We start from the raw sequence: 4,172 nt of genomic DNA on the forward strand, positions 1-4,172 counted from the left end.
CGGGATCGGGTTCGGTATCGCCGCCGCTCTCGGAATCGAAGCCGAACCCAAGGCGCTCCACGCCGCCCGCGTCGGCAGGCCCGAGGCCGTCGTCGGCGAAGCCGCCCCAGCCGCTCTCTTCCTCTATCATATCGCCTTCGAAGGCGCTCTCATGTAATTCGTCCATGGCAGGAGTATAGCAAACCGCACAAGCGTTCCCCTGAACCCGCTCCCCCTCCACGCGGTTTGCAGAAGCCGGCTCACGCCTGCAGCGCCTCGACCTCGGCTCGCCGTCTGCGACCGTCTTCGAGCGCATCGAACGGCACGACCTTCGCCAACCGCGAAGGCGAGGCAGGCTCGTCGACGATAACGAGCCTCGGTACCTCAAGCGTGCATCCCAGCGCGAGGGCCATCCGCGCCATGGTCTTCAACGTCATGTTGGAGGTGCCGCGAAGCATACCGCACAACGTGGGCTGCTTGATGCCCATGCGCCGCGCGAGCTCCGCCAGTGTGATCCCCTGCCGCTCGAGCTCGTCCATGACCTGGCTGGCGAAATCGCCCGACAGCCCGTACGAGAGCGTGTCGGGAGTCTCCTCCAGCTCCACTCCGAAGAGCTCCTCCGCCTCAGGGCTTCTCACCATGCGTCAGCCCTCCTTCCCTTCATCGATCAATGCCTCGACGATGGCCGCTTTCCGTTCGGCTTCCTCGATCAAAGGATGCATGTTGCCGGAACCTTGATGGGTCCGCTCGACGGAAAGCAGCACGAGCATGAGCCCGCCGGTACTGCAATAGGCCAAGCATCTGATCACCGTCCCCTGCGCTTTCACTTCGACAATGTTGCCTTTCAGCCGCTTGATGCGGCCGACGGTCAAACTGCGCGCGATGCCGTCGCGCACGACCTGCTGCAGGGTCTTGGCCACATACACGGCCGCCTCGCGGTTCTGGCGCTTTTCCGCGAACTTGTCGAGAAAGGTCTTTTCAGCACCCTTCGGCGCAAGAACGCGTAAAAACGGACATCCGAGCACCTCGCGCAACTCCCAGCGATATTGATCGGACATAACGCCTCCTTAGGTTATAACCTAATAACCTTCGTTTGTAAAGGGATTGCGGCGCGCTTGAAGAAACTGCTGAAACTCATACACTGGCAGGTGCGAACCCCTCCACACGGCTGTCCCCTTCGAAGGTTAGGCATCGCCAACCTTTTCTCGTTAGATGATACTATAGCACATTATAGGAACATTTGTTCTTATTCATTTGTAGTTTTCTCCAAATCAGCATCTTCGGCCAAGACGCGCGTCACCGGTGCCGGTGGCGTGTGTCTTGGCCGAAGATGCTGATCATATAGGGTCTCCTTCAACAGAAAGGCGAAGGTTCGCGGCCCTCCTCAGGCTTCTTCCAGCTTGGCCTTGAACGAGATGGTGCGGGGCGTGTCCATGCCGTCGAACTCCACCTCGTAGGCGCGCTTCCCGGTGTCGACGGCCGACACGCGCCCCGCGCCGAACACCGCGTGCACCACGCGGTCGCCCACCGAGAAGCGCGCGTCGCGGACGAGGTCGGCTATCCAGCGGTCGGTCAGCGCGTAGACGGAGCGCGCATCGGCCATCTGGGGGTCAGAGGGCTTGTCCGAGAACTCGAGCGCTGCCGGGTCGATGTCGAGCAGGAAGCGCGAGGGGTAGCGCGCCGCGCCCTCGTGAGAGCGGCCCTCCGCCTCGGTGAGGTACAGCCCGTCGCGCGCCCGGGTCATGGCCACGAACGCCAGGCGGCGCTCCTCCTCCATGCCCTGCGGCGTGCTCGTCTTGCGCGACGGCAGCACTCCCTCGCTCATCGAGCAGAGGAACACGTGCCGGAACTCGAGGCCCTTCGCGGCGTGGACGGTCATGAGCCGCACCTTGTCCTGCGCGTCGTCCATCGCGTCGGCGTTCGAGAACAGGGCCACGTGGGCCAGGTAGTGCTCGAGGGTCACCTCTTCACCGCACGTGGTTTCGAACTCGTAGACGGACTGCTTGAGCTCGGCCAGGTTGTCGAGCCGCTCCTGGCTTCCCTCGGTGCGCAGCGCGCGCTCATAGCCGCTTTCCGAGAGCACGGCGGCGAGCACCTCCGATACCGGCCGGCCTTCGTAAGACGAGTGGAAGCGCTCGATCAGGTCGAGCAGCTGGCGCGCCTTCGTGCGCTTGAACAGGTCGTCGTCCGCCGCGAGCGCAAGCGCCTCGTACAGGCTGCACCCGCGCTCGTCGGCCTGCTGCCGCAGAAATGCCATGCGGCGCTGTCCCAGGTTGCGCTTGGGCACGTTCGCCACGCGCGCGAAGTCGAGGTCGTCCCGGTAGGCGACGAGCCGCAGGTACGAGAGCGCGTCCTTGATCTCGCGGCGGCCGAAGAACGGCACGCCGCTGTGCACCGCATGGGGCACCTCGGCGCGCAGCAGCGCCTCCTCCACCGGCCGCGATGCGTAGTGGGCGCGGTAGAGCACGGCCATGTCGCGGAACGCCACGCCCTCGACGTGCAGCGCGAGGGCGCCCTGGGCGATCCAATCGGCCTCGTCGGCCGCGCTCTTCGCGTGATGCCACACGGTGGGCCCGTGAGCCAAACGTGCGGCGACGAGCCGCTTGGGCATGCGCTCGCGGTTCTTCTCGATCAGCGAGTTCGCAACGGCCACCACGCGCGGCGCCGACCGGTAGTTCTCCAGCATCATGACCGTGTGCGTTTTGGGAAAGCGCTTGTCGAAGTCCAGCAGGTAGCGCACGTCCGCGCCGCGCCACGTGTAGATGGTCTGGTCGGGGTCGCCCACCACGAACAGGTTCTTGTGGTAGCCGGCCAGCACCTCCATGAGCTCGTGCTGCAGGCCGTCGATGTCCTGGAACTCGTCGACCATGACGTACTCGAGCCGCCTCTGCCACTTCGACCGGATGGCAGGGTTCTGCTCGAAGAGGTACAGCACGAACACGATGAGGTCGTTGTAGTCCAGCCCGAAGCACTTCTTCTCCTGGTAGAGGTAGCCGTAGAAGATGATGTCCTTCGCAGCCTCCGCGTCGAGGTACTTCTGCCGCAGGTCCTCGAGCGGCATGGCCAGCATGTCGCGGTAGTAGCCGGGGCGCTCCTTCAGCTTCATGATCTCGATCATGTCGCGGGCCTTCGCGAACGTCATGTCGCGCAACGTGAGCCCGCGCTCCTCGTAGACGACCTGGAGCATGGCGTCGATGTCGGCGTTGTCCAGCACGAGGAAGCTCTTCGGGTACTGCAGCGCATGGGCGTCCTCCTGCAGCACCGACACGCAGAAACCGTGGAAGGTGTTGATGTAGCCGGTGTCGTTGTCGCCCGTCAGCCGCCGGATGCGCCGCCGCATCTCGCCGGCCGCCTTGTTCGTGAACGTGGCGCACAGGACGTTGCCCGGCATGATGCCCAGCTCGTTCACGAGATAGGCAAACCGCTCGGTGAGCGCCCGCGTCTTGCCGGTGCCCGCGCCTGCGATCACGCGCACATACCCCTCCGTCGTCGTGACGGCCTCGCGCTGCGCCGCGTTCAAGCGCGGAGGGGCGCCCGCGCCGTCGGGTTGGTCGCTCGCCGCTGTTTCGATCATCTGCTCCATAGGGACAGTATACCAGAAACCGCACAGATGTTCCCGAACAAATGTTTCACGTGAAACATTCGGAGCGGGGGTTTGCGCGGAGGGCTTGCAGGGGGAAAATGCTTCACGTGGAACGCAGGGCGCGGGGGGTTCGCGCAGACGGCCTGCAAGGGACGAGGGGGCACGGCGCGAAGGCTCCCGCCGCCCCTACATCAGCTGGTGGAACGCCTCGATGAGCACGGGCACCAGCGCGGAGCAGATGACACCGTTGAGCACCGAGAGCACCACGGTCTCGCCGTTCGTGCAGCGGACGAGCATGGGCAGCGTGGTGTCCTCGCTCGTGGCGCCCGCGGGCGCGATGCAGGTGGGATAGTTGAGGTGCTTCGCGATCCACGGGATGCTGAAGAACGACACGAGCTCGCGCAGCAGGTTCGCCAGAAACGTGATGCTGCCCGCCTTCGCGCCGGCGATGTCGGTCATCATGACGCCCGCGAGGCTGTACCACCCGAGCCCCGACGCGACCGCCGCGCCCTCGGGCAGCGACATCCCGACGAGCGGCGCACAGGCGAGGCCGCCCAGCACCGAGCCGATCACGATGCCCGCCGGGACGATGAGCACGCGCACGTGGTAC

Annotated in this window: 4 protein-coding genes; all 4 read right to left on the minus strand. The window is 65.1% G+C overall.

Features of this window, described 5'->3' with window-relative positions:
• Window positions 1-239: 239 nt before the first annotated feature.
• Window positions 240-620 carry a helix-turn-helix domain-containing protein gene (locus GPA_RS16635; RefSeq protein WP_015538827.1) on the minus strand — a complete coding sequence of 127 codons (381 nt, stop codon included), beginning with the start codon at window positions 618-620 and terminating at the stop codon, window positions 240-242.
• A gap of 3 nt (window positions 621-623) precedes the next feature.
• Window positions 624-1,037, minus strand: a complete 414-nt coding sequence (locus tag GPA_RS02390; RefSeq protein WP_015538828.1) for a hypothetical protein — start codon at window positions 1,035-1,037, stop codon at window positions 624-626.
• 326 nt (window positions 1,038-1,363) lie between these two features.
• Window positions 1,364-3,553: an ATP-dependent helicase gene (locus tag GPA_RS02395; protein ID WP_049783984.1), complete on the minus strand. Its 2,190-nt coding sequence runs from the start codon at window positions 3,551-3,553 to the stop codon at window positions 1,364-1,366.
• 195 nt (window positions 3,554-3,748) lie between these two features.
• Window positions 3,749-4,172, minus strand: a 424-nt coding sequence (locus GPA_RS02400; RefSeq protein WP_041238832.1) for a LysO family transporter, incomplete at its 5' end; no start/stop codon positions are given.

The organism is Gordonibacter pamelaeae 7-10-1-b (assembly GCF_000210055.1).
GTDB classification, from domain to species: domain Bacteria; phylum Actinomycetota; class Coriobacteriia; order Coriobacteriales; family Eggerthellaceae; genus Gordonibacter; species Gordonibacter pamelaeae.